Source organism: Persicitalea jodogahamensis (assembly GCF_014651615.1).
In the GTDB taxonomy this organism is placed as follows: Bacteria; Bacteroidota; Bacteroidia; order Cytophagales; family Spirosomataceae; genus Persicitalea; species Persicitalea jodogahamensis.
In genome coordinates, this window is the sequence record NZ_BMXF01000002.1 from 371,544 (window position 1) to 387,858 (window position 16,315).

The window sequence follows — 16,315 nt, forward strand, 5'->3', positions numbered from 1 at the left end:
TAGGTTCTGATCAAGTTGGAGTTTCAAAATTATCGCACGTACCCCAGCTTCCTCGGTACCGTATAAATCTCCCGCTGCCGTCCGTCGATGTAGCGGAAGCCATCCTTGTCAAAGTACCCGTCTTCTTCCAGCATAATCCTTATGGTCTTGTTCCATTCGTCGATTTTGACGGCGGCATTTAGTTCGATGGAGTAAGCCGTGTTGGGAAAGAGCGGGTAGTCGCCCGGTCCTTTGATGCCGCCCTGTGCGTCCCACATCCCGATGGTGGGGCCGGCGGCGTGGCCATGCACGCCGATGGGGTGGGTGTAGATCGTGCCGTTGATGCCTTCGCGCTCTGATTGCGCCAAGGCGTCAGCCAGAATCTGGTTGCCCGACTTGCCCGCTGTAAACTGCTCCGTCAGGATTTCCTGTAGACGGTTCCCCTGCTCAAAGGCTTTTTTCAGGTAGTCGGGGACGTCGTCTTCGCCGGGTTTCAGGATGTAGGCGTGCTGCTGCTGGTCGGTGTTGAGGCGGAGGTAGGTAATGCCGAAATCCACGTGAATGAGGTCGCCGGGCAGAATGACCTGCTGGCCGGGCCGCTTGGCAAAGGTGCGGAGGTGGTCGAAGTTGCTGGCGTCGGCGCGCTGGATGTCCACCGTCGGGTGAAACCAGGTGTCGAGGCCCAGATCCGTGACGCGCTGCCGGAAGTACCACACCACGTCGTCGGTGGTAGTTACGCCGGGCTGAATCACTTTCTCAGAGAAGCCTTCCTGGATAATCTGGTGCGACAGGCGGCAGATCATCGGGTAAATCGCCATTTCCTTCTCGGTGCGGGTTTCGAGCCAGGCCACGGCCAGGCGGTCGGCGGAGGTGACTTTTGCCTGAAACTCCTTCGGCAGCTTTTGCATGAATTCCTGCTGCTCGGTGTAGGTCAGGCCGTCGGCGTGGGCGTAGTTTTTGGAGTAGTTGAGCGCAATCTGCTTCGGATTTTTTTCCTTGATCACCTTCATCAGCGCTTCCCACTGATCGGGGTTGGAGCTGAGGTCCCACTCGCCTTTGAGTAAAGTACCCACATCGTAGCGGGCGATGGCCAGCTTGTCGAGTGGCTTTTCGCCGCCCGGATCATAGAAGACCATGATGGTCCGCCGCCGCGCCGAGAGCCAGGTACTTGGCAGCATGGTGCGCATGACGGGGTCTTCGTTGTACTCGCGCGAGATGATGACCCACATATCCACGCCTTCGCGGCGCATCAGCCGGGGAAGCAGGTTCTCGAAGCGATCTTCCAGAATGGCGTCCACGGTCTCGGCGCGTTCTCGCTCGGAAATAACGACGGGGAGGGACTGGGAAAATGCATTGGCGGAAAGTAAAAAGCAGAGAAGCAGTAGTTTTTGAAACATGGGTATCGCTATGAGATTGCGCCTGGGTTGAGGTTCTAAAATTAGGGTGGAAAAACTTGCGGTTCAAATTTTTCAGCTGACGATAAACCGATAGTAAACTTCCGGCTTCGATTTCTTTTGGTAAAATGAAAAGAAACCCCGCCCTGATACTATTCGTTTTTGCACTTCTAGAAGGTACCGGCCTGGTCTTCGCGCAATCTCCCGCCGAAACTACCTCCTCCTGGAAGGGCTTCGAGAAAATAGATTTTCCTTTTGAAAACACCACGGCTTATTACATTAAGCCCAAACAACCCCTGCCCGGCAACCCCTGGGTTTGGAGGGCGCATTTTCCCGGCTTCCACGCCGAAATGGACAGCTTGCTGGTAGCACGGGGCTTTCATCTGGCTTATGTCAATACCAACAATCTGTTCGGTCATCCGAAGGCGATGCAGGTTTGGGATAAGTTCTACCGCTATCTCACAATGCAGAAGAACTTTGCGCCCAGGGTGGCACTGGAGGCCATTAGCCGGGGTGGGCTGTACGCATACGGTTGGGCTAAGCGCAATCCCGATAAAGTAGCCTGCATCTACGCGGAAGCACCCGTCTGCGACCCCAGAAGTTGGCCAGGCGGGAAAGGGAAAGGCCAGGGCTCACCCAAGGACTGGCAAAGCTGGCTGGAACTGAATGGTCTGACTGAAACTACGGCGAATGATTTTAAAGATAGTCCGCTCGACGACCTGGAAGGAATGGCGGCTTTCAAGATTCCGGTGCTGCACGTCGTGAGCCTGCAGGACAAGATCGTGCCGCCTGAGGAAAATACTTTCCCGCTCATTGAGAAGTACATGCGGCTGGGTGGTCCGGCCGCAGTGTACCCCATGAGCCGGGGCAAGCAGACCCTGGAAGGCCACCACTTCGTGATCGAGCACATCGACCGCTGGGCGGATTTTATTCAGCAGCATAGCGTTCCGGTAGAAAAGCCCCTGGCCAGGGACGCCTATGTAGTGGCTAACCGTGGCCTGGGGGCGGCTTTTGCCAAATTTGAAAATAGCAAAGAGGCAACGGTGGCTTTCCTGGGCGGTTCGATTACCCACAATCCGGGCTGGCGCAACAAGACGGCCAAATACCTGGGCGAGCGTTTTCCCGAGACGAAATTCACTTTTATTGCTGCCGGGATTCCGTCATTGGGAAGTACGCCCCACGCTTTCCGCTTCGGCCGTGATGTCCTGACGCAGGGTACCCCCGATCTGCTTTTCGTGGAAAGTGCAGTCAATGATCGCTCGAACGGTTTTTCAGAAGAGGCGCAAGTTCGTGCGCTGGAGGGGATTTTGCAGCAAGCCTACGCCGCCAATCCGGCCATGAATATAGTGATGATGGCATTCGCAGATCCGGATAAGTTCGGTGATTATGATGCCGGGAGGAAGCCCGTAGAGGTAGAAGTTCACCGTAAAGTGGCGGCGCATTACGGCGCGGCGTTCATCGACCTTTCGCAGGAAGTATACGACCGCGTAAAGGCCGGGGAGTTTTCCTGGGAATATGATTTCAAAAATCTTCATCCTTCGCCATATGGACAGGAGGTGTATTTCCAGACCATCAAGTACCTCTTGCAGAATACGCCGATGCAGGACGAAGGGCAGCCAGCCAAACTTCCTGCTCCGCTCAACAAAGCTTCCTACAATAAAGCCGGCTACCATTCCATCGGCGAAGCAAAAGCACTCCAAGGATTCTCCGTCGACCCGTCCTGGAAGCCCGACCCGCCGAAATCTACCCGTGAAGGTTTTGTGAATGTACCCATGCTGGTGGGCGAAAGGCCGGGCGACTCGTTTGAATTTACTTTTACGGGAAGAGCCGTGGGTCTCGCGCTTATTTCAGGACCCGACGCAGGCGTGATTTCTTACCAAATCGACGGTAAGAAACCGCAAACGCTTGATCTCTTCACCCAATGGAGTACGAGTCTGCACCTGCCGTGGTACCTGGTGCTGGATAATGAGCTGAAACCCGGAAAACACAAACTCAAACTGACCATTGCCGACACAAAAAATCCGGCAAGCGTCGGAACTGCCTGCCGGATCGTGCATTTGCTGGTGAACGAGTAGTGGTAGTTTGATACCCTGCTATTCCTGCTCGTTCAGCGACCAGTCATAATCCATGTAAGCGATATTAGCGTCTTTGTTCAGCTTGATATCCGAATATTCGTTGACCCAGTCGACGACTGTGTCGTCGCCACGCTTGAAGTCCTTCTTGTACCAGTCGAAGTAAGGCGAGAGCTTGGCGTTGTTGGCGTCGGTGATTTTATTCTTCGCCGGATTATTGATGAAGTGCTTTCCCTGATCCCGCAGCTGCTGATCCAGAATTTCGGGCACGTACGCCTCCTGCCGCAGATTGGGACATGACTTGGCAGCACAGACCAGCGCAAAGTGAAAGCGCGGGTCGTCTTTAAAACGCTTGCGGAGCGTCCCTTGCTCGATCTTGTTGAGGTCGTATTTCTTGTCGCCAATCTCGAAAAACTTGATGTCCCAGGGCGTATTGACAAACGTTACCTGAAAATCAGGGCCGATGTCCTTGATGCTTTTCACGGGGTAGTGATTTAGGATCAGCTTCACCGTGTAAGCATTATAGGCATTAATCCAGTAAGCCATTTGCTGGTCTTCGGTCCATTCGTCCTTCACGATAGGCGTGTTGCTGAGCAGGGCCAGGTACTCGTCAAGTTTGGCCTCATCCTTCGCCATGCCCTTGTAGTCTACGCGGCCCTCGTCGTTGACGTGAGCCTGCAGCAATTCGTCCCATTTCTGGTGGCTGATGGGTAAAGTGGCGTATTTCCATTCAGACTTGTCCTCTTTTATTTCCTCGGCAGACTTCTCAGAGTCTGGTTTGTTATCGGGGCCACATCCTGCCACTATGGTTAGCAGAAAGAAGGCATGGAGGATTTTATTATTGGTTTTCATATACTCTGTTTTTTACAAAAAGTTTTTGTTGCTGCTTAAAACAGTCAGGCCAATTTGCTCATCCATGGAATGGCCTGACATTGAACAAAACATGGGCAATTTTTTGCCCTCGTCCTGATAAAAACATCTCAGCTGGCATTCGGGCAACTAGTCCGGAGCATAATCAGGGCAAGAAAGGTAGAGAATACACACTTTTTCCTTTCCTGATATATGAAAAACACCCAAGACCGCCGGACATTCATTAAGTCGGCTACGCTGGCAGGCATCGGACTTTCCTATGCCGATTTTGGCAACCCGGGAAGTGCCGCCGGAAAGCGCGTCGGGATCATTGGCCTCGACACCTCACATAGTGTGGCTTTCGCCAAGGTTCTCAACGCTGCCGAACCCAACGCCGCCTACCAGGGCTACCGGGTAGTGGCAGCCTATCCGAAGGGCAGTTCCGACATCGAATCCAGCACGAAACGCGTTCCGGAATACACCGAGACTGTGAAGAATCTTGGCGTCGAGATTGTGAATTCTATCCCGGATTTGCTGGATAAAGTAGATGTGGTGTTGCTGGAGACCAATGACGGCCGTCCGCATCTTGAACAAGTACTTCCGGTGCTGAAAGCAGGAAAAAGGGTTTTCGTGGACAAACCCGTTGCCGGTTCGCTTACTGATGCGGTCGCTATTTTCGCGGCTTCCGAGCGCTACAACGTACCACTCTTCTCGGCGTCTTCGCTGCGGTACATCAAAGGGGTGCAGGATCTGGATAAAAGCACGGTCCTAGGGGCCGATACGTTCAGCCCGGCCACACTCGAAAAAACGCATCCTGATTTATTCTGGTACGGAATTCACGGCGTCGAGACCCTATTTACGGCCATGGGTGCAGGCTGTCGGAGCGTGAAACGCATCCATACTGACCTGACCGATATCGTGATAGGTACCTGGGCCGATGGCCGCGTGGGTACTTTCCGGGGGACTCGCTCGGGCAAGCATGAGTACGGCGGGACGGTTTTTACTCAAAACGGAAATGTCGTCCTTGGGCCTTACGCGGGCTACGAGCCTTTATTGCAGGAAATCGTGAAGTTTTTTGAGAGCGGCAAGCCGCCGGTATCGTCGCAGGAAACGCTGGAAATCTATGCCTTCATGGAAGCTGCCGACGAAAGCAAGCGGCAGGCCGGTGCGGCGGTAACGCTGGAAAGCGTGCTGAAAAAAGCCCGATCGAAGAATAAATAAGTTCAGCCTTCCCTTCTGACCGCGATTGGCACCTACCGCCGGTTATCCTGCGCACCCACCATGCTCAGGTAGCTGTCGAAGCGGCTCATCGCGATCTGTCCTTCCTCGACGGCCTCCTTCACGGCGCAGCCGGGCTCATTGATATGCTGGCAGTTGTGGTAGCGGCACTCATTCAGCAATTCGCGCATTTCGGGGAAATAATGGCTGATTTCAACGGCTTCGGTGTCGGACAAACCCAGTTCCTTAATACCAGGCGAGTCGATGAGGTAGGTGTCGGGGGCGAGCTCGAACATCTCGGCAAAAGTCGTGGTATGGACCCCCTTGTTGGCAAAGGTGGAAACCTCCTTTGTTCGCAGCGCCAGGCCGGGCGCGATGGCGTTGAGCAAGGAGGATTTTCCAACGCCCGAATGCCCTGAAAGTACCGACACTTTCCCCATCAGTAATTCATTCACCTGGTCCAGTCCTTCGCCCGCAGTGGCGGTGGTGGCCAGACAGCGATAACCCAGGCTCTCGTAAAGGGCCATGAGCTCGGCCTGGAATTCGCGCATGGCATCGTCCAGCAGATCCTGCTTGTTGAAAATAAGTACCGCCGGAATGCGGAATGACTCCGCCGATACCAGGAACCGGTCGATAAAGCCCAGTGAAGTGCGAGGAAAATACAGGGTCACGACCAGAATCGCCTGGTCCACGTTGGCCGCCAGCAGATGCGCGTGGGCTGTTTTATGAACTGACTGCCGGACAAGGTAATTCTCGCGCGGCAGAATATCGGTGATGATTCCGGTGTTCTCCGTTTCGTCTTCAATTTCGAACGTCACCCGATCGCCCACCGCAATGGGGTTGGTGACCTTGAAACCCTTCATCTTGAATTTGCCTTTCAGGCGGCATTGCCACAGATGGCTGCCGGAATCACGGACATCATACCACGAACCTGTGGAACGCATTACCAATCCTTGCTTCAAATGAGTACTTTTGGATTAGATGAAATGACGAAAGTAATGATTTTAAGGTAGAAATTCCGGCTTATTGCGCAGAATTCGCCGGTTGTTGTTGTTTCATTGAGTAAAAACGGGCTTTCCCTTTTCTTTGTGAACGAGATTCCTTTGCCGGATGATTACCTTGGTGTAAGTTTGTTTCACAGTGCAAGTTCGATTAATATGATTCCGACGGACGATATTCATTTCGTCCCTATATTCTATTTCCTCATGACCACTCCTCCCGCCGAAGCCAGTTCTGTCATTGATATTCGCCGCAATCGTCTGCGAAGCCATTTGATTCTCGAACTATACCAGAACGGGCAGACCTCGATCAACCGAATGGCTCGTCTCTTCCACGCCAGCATCCCGTCAGCGACGGGAATTGTCAACGACTTGATCAGGGAGGGTTGGATTCAGGAAACGGGTACCGGGGTCGCGCGGGCCGGCCGGCCGCCCGCCTTGTACGGCCTGAACACGCAAAAATACTCCACGCTCATCCTCGACATCACGCGGCACGATACCCGGCTGGTCGTTTTTGACCTTGCCAACGAATTTGTCGCCCAAAAGCAAATCGACCTCAAACTCGACGATTCGGAAACGTTTCTGGATACGCTCATTGATGAAACGGGCGCTTTCCTGAAAGCGCATAATCTTGACCACAACCGGCTCTGGGGAATCGGGGTGTCTATGCCCGGCCTCATCAATGTTCAGAAGGGAACCAACCAAACCTACCCGCACCTGACGGGGGCCGATCTTTCTCTGGCGGCGAGGCTCGAAGGGCAGTTTCAGCTACCCGTAATACTTGTCAACGACACCCACGCCACCACCATCGGCGAACATCGCTTTGGTCTGGCCAAGGGGAAAAAACACGTTCTGACGATCAATATTGACTGGGGTGTGGGGCTGGGTATTTTGCTCAACGGCGAAGTATTCAACGGCGCCTCAGGCTTTGCGGGCGAGCTGGGCCACATTCAGGTACAGCCCGACGGGCTACTCTGCCACTGCGGAAAAATAGGCTGCCTGGATACGATCACCTCAGGTTTTGCCCTGATCAGGGAAGCTCAGGCGGGGATAGAAGCCGGTAGGAGTACGGTCTTGTTGCAGATGAAGAAGGAAAGCGAGCCGCTGGACACGCACCATATCATCAGGGCCGCCCACAGTGGCGATGCTTTTTGTATTGAACTCCTGACTGACCTGGGAACGGAATTGGGCAAGGGCATCGCCACTGCTGTCCATATGTTCAATCCCGAGATTGTAATCATTACGGGCTTACTGGCTGAGGCCGGACCATTCATCGCCGATCCCGTGAAGCAGGCTATTCATCAATACTGCCTCTCTGATTTCAGGGACACCCTTTCGTTACGGGTGTCACAGCTGGGTAGCAAAGCCCGGCAGTGGGGTATTCAGGTGCATTTGGTGGAGCAGCTGGTCGCGCGGGAATTCAGTTAGCAACCGGCAATTGACCGTACGGTCAGGACTTTGTAGTCAACAACTCCGCCACCCGCTGCATCACATCGTCGGTGGCTCCCGTGCGGGTCTGAACATACGCACGGTTGATTGCCCCGCTTTCCGCCCGGACGGAAGGGTTGCTCAGAAACAGTTCCAGTTTATTTTGAAAATCAGAGGCATCGCCCACCGCCCACGCGCCTTGCTGCCGGATGAGATCGACGGCCTCCTGAAATTTCTCAAAATTCTTGTTTCCGAATATGACGGGTAAGCCGAAGGTGGCAGCTTCCAGAATATTATGCAGCCCGGCCCCGAATGCGCCACCAATGTATGCTACCTGCCCGTAGCGATATAGCGACGATAGCATTCCTATGTTATCAATAAGTAAATATCGGGCCGCTTTATTTTTATTGATCTCAAATCCCGCAGCCTGGTACGCCGAGTAACGGAGCGTTTGTCCGGCCAGGCTTTGCTCCCAACGGGCGAGCTCGGTTTCGTGGATTTCGTGCGGAGCAATGATCGCTTTCAGCGGCCTCTTTAAATTATTCAAAGCCGGGGTAATCACCATTCTGTCAGCCTCCCAAGCCGAGCCCACTATCAGACAGGGCTCATTCCGGACAAAGGCAGCGATTTCGGGCAAGTCGCGGGCGGCATCGGCAATTTGCCGCACCCGGTCGAAGCGGGTGTCTCCCGCCACCGTCACTGACGAGATACCTATGCTTCCCAGCAGGCGGGCCGATTCATCGTTCTGAACCAGAATATGGTCGAAATAGCGCAGGAGTTCGGTGTAAAACCTGCCGTACGATTTGAAGAAGAGCTGGTCGGGGCGGAAAATGGCCGAGAAAGACAGGATCACGGCTCCGCTGAGCCGGAGCTCCCGAAGGTAGTTGTACCAAAATTCGTACTTAATGAAGAACGCCACGCGTGGACGCAGTAAGCCTACCAGCCGTCGGGCATTGCCGGGCGTATCGATGGGTAAGTACGTTACAAAATCGGCTCCGGCATAGTTTTTTCGTACTTCGTAGCCCGACGGCGAAAAGAAAGTCAGGAAAATGAAATAGTCAGGATAACGGGCGCGAAATGCCTCCATTACCGGACGCCCCTGCTCGAATTCGCCGAGCGAAGCCGCGTGAAACCAGGCTATCGGCCGGCCCTGAACCAGCGATGGGAGGTCGGAAATGAGCCGGGGCAGGAGATTTTTTCTACCGTTTACCCACTGGCGGGCTTTGGGATGAAAAAACGCTGCCAGACGCATCAGCAATGCGTAAGCACGGACAGAAAGGGGATATAATACGGTGAACAAAGAAGGCTAGTAAGATTTTTGCAAATGTACCTATTCTCAATAATAACCATTCTCTAAACAGCAACTACCATGAAAGCGCAACCAAATGAAGACGGCGGCTACGACACCATGACTGAGGCACTCGCCGCTCTGGAAAAAAAAGGATATACCTGTAACTTCAACCTATTGTCTGATGGGTTGGAACACAAAAACGAAGAGGAAGTTATCAAGCTTTCGCCCGGAGAGTTCGATATCACAGAAGTACACCGTTTCGAAGGAATGACGAACCCCTCAGACAACTCGATTCTGTATGCGATCGAGTCAGAGGGGGGACTGAAGGGAACCCTCGTCAACGCTTATGGTACTTATGCCGATGCATTGTCATCCGAGATGATTAAGAAACTCGATACGCGACATGTGAAGCAGTAGCCTTTGTTTGGGAGGGAGGCGTTGAGTCGTTTATGGCATAAGGCGCAAGTCGGAACTGATCGATTCGACATTTGTTATTACAATAGGTTTTTGAGACCTCCCCAACCAAATGCACAAGCTACCAAACAAACACTATGAATTGGCACCAACTGACTCAGGCTTCACAGCTGGAAGAAATTAGAGAAGAATCGCAGCGGCATCCGGTTCTGATATTCAAACACAGCACCCGCTGTAATATCAGTGCAACGGCCAAGGCAAGGCTTGAAAGGAAATGGAAAGACGATGAAGCGGGCGACCTCGCTCCCTACTATCTGGATTTGGTTTCGTTACGTTCTTTGTCCAACGAGATAGCAGAGACTTTCGGTGTTCGTCACGAGTCGCCGCAAGTATTACTTATTTCGAAAGGTGAATGCGTGTACGATGCGTCGCACTTTGACATCAGTTTCGATGAAATCAGCCAGCAAGCCAGCCGTATAGAATTCGTGTAGGGTTTGTATAAAGGTAAAGACGGGCGTGCCGGGAAAATATTTCCTGACACGCCCGTTTTTTATGCTTCCTGAGATACCTTCCAGGTGAAGATCACGGCCTGCACTACATCTGGATGCAGGCTAAGGGCGACCGGGCAGGTGCGAGCGGCACGCTCCAGCCTGGCGCGTTCCGCATCAGACAACTCCCGGTCGGTGAGCATTTTCATTTCGAGTTCTATGCGGGCGATGCGGCGCGGGGCGTCGGCAGACATTCCCTTTGTAATTTCCATTTCGGAGCCTTGCAGTTCGAGGCCGTCGCGACGAGCGGCGATGCCCATAATTGTCATCATGCAACTGCCTAGTGCCGCCGCTACGAGATCAGTGGGTGAAAAAGCTTCGCCTTTGCCCTGATTGTCGGTGGGAGCGTCGGTGAGGATTTGGGTGCCTGATTGCAGGTGAACGGCCTGCGTGCGTAATTCGCCCAAATAGTCGGTTTTGATCGTCGGCATGAGTTTCTGATTGGTGAGAAGAACATAAAATTATAAAAAACCGTTAAGAAGGTGCGTTATTAAATAGAGAAACAAACAAAATTCTCTATTTTCACCCTTTGGAACACTTTCCTGGCAACTTCATACTATGCTGAATACAAAAACTTTACTGCTCGGCAGCCTGTGCTTTTTACTGACAACCCTTAGCTGGGCGCAACGGCGCGGCCAGCCGGATACCGACATCGAGACGTATAATTCGCTGTTTTCGGGTGGTGTGACCACCAATACGAACTCCGGTCTGCTGGGAGGTGCGGTCGTTCGTAGTTCCAAGGCCCTTCCCGGGACTCTCTTCGGCAAGCAGCAGTTCCGGTACCTGGCTTTGGAAGCGGTTAATGTAAAGCATCCGAAGGAATTTTCGTCACCTTATCCTGGCAATGGCTCTCGTCTTACCTACGGTAAGCAAAACTACTTTTTTGTGTTGCGCCCCGAGTATGGCCGCGAACTGATGTTCTACAACCGCCACTCCAATGAGGGAATTTCAATCAGCGGCATTCTGGCGGCCGGCCCGTCCATCGGGATCGAGAAACCTTATTATGTGCAGCTGCAGCCCCGCGCGGGGGTTGTCACTTCGGTGCCGTACACACCAGACCTGCCGGGTGACATTATTGGGGCGGGTAGTTTTTTTGCCGGCTTCGACAAAGCCAAAATAGTGCCTGGGCTGCATATCAAGGCAGCCCTCAGCTTTGAGTTGAGCGCCTTCCGTGAAAACATGACGGGAATCGAAATCGGTTTCATAACGGAAGCATTCTCCCGTGAAATCATCATCATGCCTCAGGCCCAGAACCGCAGCTTGTTCACCTCCGGCTTCGTGACGCTGTATTACGGACTTAAGAAGTGACACCTTGAAACTGAATTGACTTAGTACCCTCTCTCGTCAAGTTTTTGTAAAAATAAATTTACGGTAAGAGCGGTCTGACCCGATACGGCTACCTGAAGAAAGCAGCCGAAAGCCGACCGCCAAGAACCGAATACCTGAAATGATTGAACTCCCCGTCATTCCCTCCCAACGCAAAAAGCGCCCCGATTGGCTGCGCGTAAAACTTCCTGCAGGCCCCGATTTTCTGAGGGTGCGGCAGCTGGTGGATACTTACAAACTACACACGATCTGCGAGAGCGGTAGTTGCCCCAACATGGGCGAGTGCTGGGGCGCAGGTACGGCCACCTTCATGATTCTGGGCAATGTCTGCACCCGTAGCTGTAGCTTTTGCGCCGTGGCCACGGGACGCCCGCCCGAGTACGATACCGAGGAGCCGCAACGCGTGGCCGAGGCCATTCGGCTGATGGGCGTCAAACACGCTGTTATCACTTCGGTCAACCGTGACGAGTTAAAGGACCGGGGGGCCGAAATCTGGTACCAAACCGTGCGTCAGGTAAAAGAACAAAGCCCTTCGACCACCATTGAGACGCTGATTCCCGACGTAAAAAACAACTGGGATGCGCTGTTCCGGATGATCGAAGGCGGACAGGAAGTAGTATCACATAATATCGAGACGGTGGAGCGTTTGTACCGGGGCGTACGCCCGCAGGCCAAGTACGAGCGCAGTCTGGAACAAATCCGCCGTACCAAGGAAGCCAGGCAGCGCACCAAGTCGGGCATCATGCTCGGCCTGGGTGAAACAAAAGACGAAATGTTCAAGGCAATGGATGACATGGTCGCCCATGGACTTGATATCCTGACGCTCGGCCAGTACCTCCAGCCCACCAAGATGCACCACGAAGTGATCGAATGGATTACGCCCGAGATGTTTGATATGTACCGCGAAGAAGGCCTGCGCAGGGGACTGAAATATGTTGAGTCCGGCCCGCTTGTACGCTCCAGCTACCATGCCGAACGGCACGTGAACGTGCCGATTTGAAACGCTACGACTACATCATAGCGGGCGGTGGTTTGGCGGGGTTGAGCCTGGCTTATTACATGAATCAGTCGGTGCTGCGTAACAAAAACATCCTTATCATTGACAAAGATGGCAAGGATAAAAACGACCGGACCTGGTGCTTTTGGGAAACCGATGTGAAGAGTCCGTTTGATCCGATCATCTTCCGTAAATGGCCGGAAGTCTATTTCTACGGTAGTGGCGGTTTTGAGAAAAAACTTGACCTCGGCGACTATGCTTATAAATGGATTCGGGGCATCGATTTCTACGATTTTGTCAAGACCGATCTTGCTGCCAATCCCAACATCACCTTCCTGCACACCCATATTGAACGCCTCACCAGTACTGCCGACGGCGGCTTTGTAATCACGGAAGCGGGGCAGTTCATTGCCGATTATGTTTTTGACAGTGTGACGCCGTTGCGGCTCGACAACGAGAAGCGGGAAAACATGCTCCAGCACTTTAAGGGCTGGGAAATCACCACCCCACAACCCGTCTTCGACCCGAATGTGCCGATCATGATGGACTACCGGGTGGCACAAGCCGGCCTCGGCGTTCGGTTCAGTTATGTGCTGCCCATTGACGAAAAACGTGCTTTTGTGGAGTACACGGTGTTTTCCGACAAATTATTGGCTCCCGCCGATTACGACCGTGAGCTTCACACTTACCTGCGCGACATCCTGGGAGTAGAAGACTTCACTATTCATCATGAAGAGTTTGGCGTTATTCCGATGACGGATGAAGTACCTGAAACATCCCGCGACAGTCAGGTCATCAGGATCGGTACTTCCGGTGGCTACGTGAAGGCATCCTCGGGTTACGCTTTCAAACGCACGCAGTGGTTTACTCAGGATTTGGTGAGGCAACTCCTGACAGCAGGCAAGCCATCGCCGCCGAAAGAAACACTACGATCGTGGTTCAAGCGATTGCTGGACAGTACATTACTCAATGTCTTGTTGAATGAGCGTCACTCGGGAAAAGATATTTTCACGCGTCTCTATCGGAAAAGTCCTACCCCAGTACTCCTGGCGTTTCTGGACGGAAAAAATTCCTTATGGGATGACTTGCGCATTATGTCCACTGTTCCACTCTGGGCTTTCACCAAGGGAATGGTCCATACGCTGATAAAGAGATTCTGACAAGTTTGGTTATTTTCTCAAAAAAAATCAATTTTGCGCCGGCATCCAGAAGCTTCTGCGAAGAAGCGCCAACCGGGACAGAACACCACGGTGGAAAAAGAACGATGCGGGTCAAAAGCCAATAAAGTTCTCTTCTCCCGCCCTGCTTCCTGAATTCTGCAATTCCGAACCGGCATTTCTGTGTCCATTTTTTACAGGGGCCGCATTTCCATAATTCATCACTCATAATTTATTAAAAAAATGCCTTATTTGTTCACTTCGGAATCAGTGTCGGAAGGACACCCCGACAAAGTAGCCGACCAGATTTCGGATGCCCTCATCGACAACTTCATGGCGTGGGACCCCAATAGCAAGGTGGCTTGTGAAACTCTCGTCACAACCGGACAGGTGGTGCTGGCCGGTGAGGTCAAGACCAATACCTACCTCGATGTTCAGAAAATCGCGCGGGAAGTGATTCGTAAAATCGGCTACACCAAGAGCGAGTATATGTTTGAGGCCAACTCCTGCGGTGTGCTTTCGGCCATTCACGACCAGAGCGCTGATATCAATCAGGGGGTGGATCGGGCTTCGGAAAGTCAGGACTTCGAGGCTAAAGCCAACGCCCAGGGCGCGGGCGACCAAGGCATGATGTTCGGCTATGCGACCAGCGAAACCGAGAACTACATGCCGCTGGCCCTCGACCTGGCCCATAGCATCCTGAAAGAATTATCCAATATCCGGAATAACGAACCTGAACTGATTCCTTACCTCCGCCCCGACGCCAAAGCGCAGGTGACCATTGAGTACAGCGATGACAATGTACCGCAGCGCATTGACACGATTGTTGTATCGACCCAACACGACGACTTCGCCAGCGAGGCCGACATGTTGAAGAAGATCAATTCCGATGTGATCTCTTTCGTCATTCCACGGGTGAAGGAAAAGCTGAATGAAGAGATGCAAAAGCTGTTCACTGACAACATCACCTATTACATCAACCCTACCGGAAAGTTTGTAATCGGCGGTCCGCACGGCGACACGGGGCTGACGGGCCGCAAGATTATTGTGGATACTTATGGTGGCAAGGGGGCACACGGTGGTGGCGCTTTCTCAGGCAAAGATCCTTCCAAGGTAGACCGCTCGGCGGCCTATGCAACACGCCATATTGCCAAAAATATGGTCGCTGCCGGCCTCTGCGACGAGGTGCTGGTGCAGGTTTCCTACGCGATCGGAGTAGCCAAGCCCTGCGGCTTGTTTGTGGATACTAAAGGCACGGCCAAAGTAGAAATGAACGACGGGGCTATTGCCCGCAAGATTGAGCAGATTTTCGATATGCGCCCCTATGCGATCGAGGAACGCCTGAAACTCCGCAACCCGATTTACTCTGAAACGGCTGCATACGGACACATGGGGCGCGTAAACGAGGTAGTGAAGAAAACCTTCAAAGGCGCCGATGGCACCGAGAAGGAAATGGAAGTAGAGCTTTTTACCTGGGAGAAGCTGGATTTCGTGGAAAAGATAAAAGAAGCGTTTGGATTGTAATAATTCAACCGCCTGCTTTTTTTCTGAAAGCCGGAGGGATCATCCTCCGGCTTTTTATATTTAATCCCGTACGTAAACTTTCACGCCGCCGATGCGCCCGGCGATAAAGTTATAGGCAACGGCGAACAGAGCACCTAGAATTGCACCAATGGCGCCGTAAATGATTGGCAAAAGAACGGCCAATACGATCCCGCCACCCATCGGCATCGAAGATTTTGCATTCAATGACATCAGCATTGAGCCAAAAATGGCGAAAAGAATGCCAATGACCAAGCCGATCGAAGCCAGAATTCCCCCGTACATGAGGGCAACGGAACCTACATCAACACGAGTAATTTCTTTTTTCATAATACTGAAAGTTTAGGGAGTTGAGGAAAAACTGATTCGACCGAATCGTTCACAAAAACAAACGAGGCGACTTATTTACTCAATAGAGGTAGTTGGTGGCCAGGCGGGGTTACAAGCCATCATGCCCGGCCCAGGCGGTAAATTCTCGTGCATTTTGCCTTATTTACTTTTCACAGGGATTCTGGTGCGAAAACAATGTTTTGACAAAAACAGATTATTGACATGGCTCTACCCGACTCGCTCAAAAAAGCGATCTTGCAAATGCCCGGAAAAGAGAAAGATAAGCTACTGCTCAGGCTGATCAATAAGGACAAAAATCTGGTCGACCGGCTGCACTTTGAGCTGATCGAGGATGGAAGTACCCTGCCCGAAAGACGGGAAGCCATCCGGTCGAGGATCGCTAAGGTTGCCCAGATGAGCCAGCATTCGCCGGGCTGGATTATGATGGATATGCGCTCCCTGAGCGGGGATATCACTCACCATGTGAAGATTACGAAGGACAAATACGGCGAGATAGAACTGAACATCGCCCTGCTAAACGATTTTTTCGAGAATCATCCCAAGCAACTCACCAACTACACCTCACGCTCGGATAAGTGCGCGCTGTATATTACCAAGAAAACTCAGACAATCCTGAAGCAACTCGCGAAGCTGGACGAAGACTACTACGTGGATTTCGCGGAAAGCGTGGAGAAGTTGCTGCAATACGTGCACAGCATGTGTTCCCAGCATTACGCCAGGCAGATGGAATTGCCTCGGGAGTGGAATTAAT

At 52.7% G+C, this 16,315-nt stretch carries 16 protein-coding genes and 1 riboswitch; of the genes, 10 read left to right on the plus strand and 6 right to left on the minus strand.

Translation table 11 applies throughout. The features are described 5' to 3' along the window. Positions 1-29: 29 nt before the first annotated feature. Positions 30-1,376: a M24 family metallopeptidase gene (locus IE117_RS11660; RefSeq protein ID WP_189564590.1), complete on the minus strand. Its 1,347-nt coding sequence runs from the start codon at positions 1,374-1,376 to the stop codon at positions 30-32. 125 nt (positions 1,377-1,501) lie between these two features. On the opposite strand from IE117_RS11660, the gene IE117_RS11665 reads away from it, so the two are divergent. Then, positions 1,502-3,448, plus strand: coding sequence for an SGNH/GDSL hydrolase family protein (locus IE117_RS11665; protein ID WP_189564591.1), 1,947 nt, complete (start codon positions 1,502-1,504; stop codon positions 3,446-3,448). 18 nt (positions 3,449-3,466) lie between these two features. On the opposite strand, the gene IE117_RS11670 is transcribed toward IE117_RS11665, so the two are convergent. Beyond that, positions 3,467-4,297: a DUF547 domain-containing protein gene (locus IE117_RS11670; protein WP_189564592.1), complete on the minus strand. Its 831-nt coding sequence runs from the start codon at positions 4,295-4,297 to the stop codon at positions 3,467-3,469. Positions 4,298-4,507: 210 nt separating this feature from the next. On the opposite strand from IE117_RS11670, the gene IE117_RS11675 reads away from it, so the two are divergent. Further along, positions 4,508-5,515, plus strand: coding sequence for a Gfo/Idh/MocA family protein (locus tag IE117_RS11675; RefSeq protein ID WP_189564593.1), 1,008 nt, complete (start codon positions 4,508-4,510; stop codon positions 5,513-5,515). A 32-nt stretch (positions 5,516-5,547) separates the two neighbouring features. On the opposite strand, the gene rsgA is transcribed toward IE117_RS11675, so the two are convergent. Next, the gene (gene rsgA / locus IE117_RS11680) at positions 5,548-6,474 is read right to left on the minus strand and encodes a ribosome small subunit-dependent GTPase A (RefSeq protein WP_229580765.1); all 927 of its coding nucleotides are present in this window, start codon (positions 6,472-6,474) and stop codon (positions 5,548-5,550) included. Between the two features lie 243 nt (positions 6,475-6,717). On the opposite strand from rsgA, the gene IE117_RS11685 reads away from it, so the two are divergent. Further along, positions 6,718-7,938 (plus strand): ROK family protein, encoded by a 1,221-nt coding sequence (locus tag IE117_RS11685; RefSeq protein ID WP_189564594.1) that lies wholly within the window; start codon positions 6,718-6,720, stop codon positions 7,936-7,938. 22 nt (positions 7,939-7,960) lie between these two features. Here IE117_RS11685 and IE117_RS11690 read toward each other — a convergent pair whose 3' ends face one another. Next, on the minus strand, positions 7,961-9,238 hold the full coding sequence (locus tag IE117_RS11690) for a 3-deoxy-D-manno-octulosonic acid transferase (protein WP_229580767.1): 1,278 nt from the start codon (positions 9,236-9,238) through the stop codon (positions 7,961-7,963). 69 nt (positions 9,239-9,307) lie between these two features. Here IE117_RS11690 and IE117_RS11695 point away from each other — a divergent pair, with 69 nt between their 5' ends. Further along, positions 9,308-9,646 (plus strand): phosphoribosylpyrophosphate synthetase, encoded by a 339-nt coding sequence (locus tag IE117_RS11695; protein WP_189564595.1) that lies wholly within the window; start codon positions 9,308-9,310, stop codon positions 9,644-9,646. A 134-nt stretch (positions 9,647-9,780) separates the two neighbouring features. Then, on the plus strand, positions 9,781-10,134 hold the full coding sequence (gene ytxJ / locus IE117_RS11700; RefSeq protein ID WP_189564596.1) for a bacillithiol system redox-active protein YtxJ: 354 nt from the start codon (positions 9,781-9,783) through the stop codon (positions 10,132-10,134). A gap of 59 nt (positions 10,135-10,193) precedes the next feature. On the opposite strand, the gene IE117_RS11705 is transcribed toward ytxJ, so the two are convergent. Further along, positions 10,194-10,622, minus strand: coding sequence for an OsmC family protein (locus tag IE117_RS11705; protein WP_189564597.1), 429 nt, complete (start codon positions 10,620-10,622; stop codon positions 10,194-10,196). 127 nt (positions 10,623-10,749) lie between these two features. On the opposite strand from IE117_RS11705, the gene IE117_RS11710 reads away from it, so the two are divergent. The 4 genes from IE117_RS11710 to metK all read left to right on the plus strand — a co-directional run bounded on the left by IE117_RS11710 (position 10,750) and on the right by metK (position 15,195). After that, entirely contained in the window at positions 10,750-11,499 is a 750-nt protein-coding gene (locus IE117_RS11710; RefSeq protein WP_189564598.1) for a hypothetical protein, read from the plus strand. Between the two features lie 139 nt (positions 11,500-11,638). Then, entirely contained in the window at positions 11,639-12,517 is an 879-nt protein-coding gene (gene lipA, locus IE117_RS11715) for a lipoyl synthase (RefSeq protein ID WP_189564599.1), read from the plus strand. Beyond that, on the plus strand, positions 12,514-13,674 hold the full coding sequence (locus IE117_RS11720) for a lycopene cyclase family protein (protein WP_189564600.1): 1,161 nt from the start codon (positions 12,514-12,516) through the stop codon (positions 13,672-13,674). Before lipA ends, IE117_RS11720 begins: the two co-directional genes overlap by 4 nt. Before the next feature lie 36 nt (positions 13,675-13,710). Next, positions 13,711-13,810: riboswitch (SAM-I-IV-variant riboswitch) on the plus strand. Between the two features lie 104 nt (positions 13,811-13,914). Beyond that, entirely contained in the window at positions 13,915-15,195 is a 1,281-nt protein-coding gene (metK, locus tag IE117_RS11725) for a methionine adenosyltransferase (protein ID WP_189564601.1), read from the plus strand. Between the two features lie 60 nt (positions 15,196-15,255). Here the strand turns inward: metK and IE117_RS11730 are convergent, their stop codons facing one another. Further along, positions 15,256-15,543: a hypothetical protein gene (locus IE117_RS11730; RefSeq protein WP_189564602.1), complete on the minus strand. Its 288-nt coding sequence runs from the start codon at positions 15,541-15,543 to the stop codon at positions 15,256-15,258. Positions 15,544-15,765: 222 nt separating this feature from the next. Here IE117_RS11730 and IE117_RS11735 point away from each other — a divergent pair, with 222 nt between their 5' ends. Further along, positions 15,766-16,314: a hypothetical protein gene (locus IE117_RS11735; protein WP_189564603.1), complete on the plus strand. Its 549-nt coding sequence runs from the start codon at positions 15,766-15,768 to the stop codon at positions 16,312-16,314. Position 16,315 lies beyond the last annotated feature (1 nt).

Excerpts from the sequence above, each read along its gene's own strand:
- IE117_RS11660 (WP_189564590.1), bottom strand. The coding sequence starts at position 1,376 with ATGTTTCAAAAACTACTGCTTCTCTGCTTTTTACTTTCCGCCAATGCA.
- IE117_RS11665 (WP_189564591.1), top strand. The coding sequence starts at position 1,502 with ATGAAAAGAAACCCCGCCCTGATACTATTCGTTTTTGCACTTCTAGAA.
- IE117_RS11670 (WP_189564592.1), bottom strand. The coding sequence starts at position 4,297 with ATGAAAACCAATAATAAAATCCTCCATGCCTTCTTTCTGCTAACCATA.
- IE117_RS11675 (WP_189564593.1), top strand. The coding sequence starts at position 4,508 with ATGAAAAACACCCAAGACCGCCGGACATTCATTAAGTCGGCTACGCTG.
- IE117_RS11685 (WP_189564594.1), top strand. The coding sequence starts at position 6,718 with ATGACCACTCCTCCCGCCGAAGCCAGTTCTGTCATTGATATTCGCCGC.
- IE117_RS11695 (WP_189564595.1), top strand. The coding sequence starts at position 9,308 with ATGAAAGCGCAACCAAATGAAGACGGCGGCTACGACACCATGACTGAG.
- ytxJ (WP_189564596.1), top strand. The coding sequence starts at position 9,781 with ATGAATTGGCACCAACTGACTCAGGCTTCACAGCTGGAAGAAATTAGA.
- IE117_RS11705 (WP_189564597.1), bottom strand. The coding sequence starts at position 10,622 with ATGCCGACGATCAAAACCGACTATTTGGGCGAATTACGCACGCAGGCC.
- IE117_RS11710 (WP_189564598.1), top strand. The coding sequence starts at position 10,750 with ATGCTGAATACAAAAACTTTACTGCTCGGCAGCCTGTGCTTTTTACTG.
- lipA (WP_189564599.1), top strand. The coding sequence starts at position 11,639 with ATGATTGAACTCCCCGTCATTCCCTCCCAACGCAAAAAGCGCCCCGAT.
- metK (WP_189564601.1), top strand. The coding sequence starts at position 13,915 with ATGCCTTATTTGTTCACTTCGGAATCAGTGTCGGAAGGACACCCCGAC.
- IE117_RS11730 (WP_189564602.1), bottom strand. The coding sequence starts at position 15,543 with ATGAAAAAAGAAATTACTCGTGTTGATGTAGGTTCCGTTGCCCTCATG.
- IE117_RS11735 (WP_189564603.1), top strand. The coding sequence starts at position 15,766 with ATGGCTCTACCCGACTCGCTCAAAAAAGCGATCTTGCAAATGCCCGGA.